We start from the raw sequence: 1532 nt of genomic DNA on the forward strand, positions 1-1532 counted from the left end.
GACAATGCCAACAAGAATTCCAACGACAATGCCGAGAACGCCATGCGCCTCAAACTGACCTGCCAGAATCGAATCGGGATTCTGCGCGACATCCTGGCCCCCTTTGCCGATTACGGCCTCAACGTGCTGCGCGGTGAGGTCGGCGGGGAGGCCAACAACTCCATCTATCTGCATGTGCCCAACATGCTGCGCATGCAGCTCTCGACCCTGAAGCCGACCCTCGAGGAGATTCCCGGGGTCTTCAAGGTCAGTCGCGTCAGTCTGATGCCCACCGAGCGACGCCATCTGGAGCTCAATGCACTGCTGTCATCGCTGTCAGACCCGGTGATGTCCATCGACATGGATGGGCGCGTGGTGGCGGCCAATCGCGCGGCGGGCAAGTTGCTCGGGGTGCGCATCGATGAGGTGCCGGGGCTGGCGCTGACGCGTCACGTCCAGGATGTCGACCTGCCGGAGCTGATCAGGCGCAACAATGCCCGCGTCAATGGCCTGCGCCTGCGGGTGGGGGAGGAGACCTTCCTCGCCGATATCGCGCCACTGCATACCGAGAACGAGGATGTCGCCTCGCTGGCGGGCGCCGTGGTCACCCTGCATCGTGCAGACCGCCTGGGCTCGCGTATCTATCAGATCCAGCGCACCGAGGTGCGTGGCTTCGAAGCGATATTCCAGGCGAGCCGTCAGCTGTCGGCGGTGGTCAAGGAGGCTCGCCGCATGGCACCGTTGGATGCGCCGCTCTTGATCGAGGGTGAGACCGGCACCGGCAAGGAGCTGCTGGCGCGGGCCTGCCACCTGGCAAGCCCTCGCGGCCAGGCCCCCTTCATGGCGCTCAATTGCGCGGGGCTGCCGGAATCGATGGCCGAGACGGAGCTGTTCGGTTATGCCCCGGGTGCCTTCGAGGGCGCGCGGCCGGAGGGCAAGCTGGGCCTGCTGGAGCTGACCAGCGGCGGCACCATCTTCCTGGATGAGGTCGGCGAGATGAGTCCGCGCATGCAGGTCAAGCTGCTGCGCTTTTTGCAGGACGGCGGTTTCCGGCGCGTCGGCAGCGATGAGGAAACCTTCCTCGATGTGCGCGTGATCTGCGCCACTCAACAGGACCTGCCGGCACTGTGCAGCGAAGGGCGCTTCCGCCACGATCTCTTCCATCGCCTCAATGTGCTGTGTGTGCAGATTCCGCCGCTCAGGGAATGTCTGGATGGGCTCGAGGAGCTGGCGCGACATTTCCTCGAGCGCGCGGTGCGTCAGATCGGCGCTCGCGTAAGGGATATCTCGCCCGAGGCCATGGCGCGCCTGCAGGGCTATCACTGGCCGGGCAACGTGCGTCAGCTGGAGAACGTGCTGTTCCAGGCCGTCTCGCTGTGCGATGGCGAGGTGATCGAGGCGCAGCATCTGCGCCTGACCGGTGAGGCGCGTGATGAGGGGCTGGACAACATCGACCTGACCGGCAGTCTGGGCGATATCCATGACGAGGTCGAACGGCGCATCCTGGCGCATCTCTACCCCGAGTATCCGTCCAGCCGATTGCTGGCCAAGCG

The 1532-nt window shown here is 64.9% G+C and carries 1 protein-coding gene; it reads left to right on the plus strand.

Annotated features, from left to right (window positions below):
- Positions 1 to 42: 42 nt before the first annotated feature.
- Positions 43 to 1532: sigma-54-dependent transcriptional regulator (locus tag AC4FAH_RS10415; RefSeq protein ID WP_483237317.1), on the plus strand; the 1490-nt coding region annotated here is incomplete at its 3' end.

The organism is Cobetia sp. (assembly GCF_983723665.1).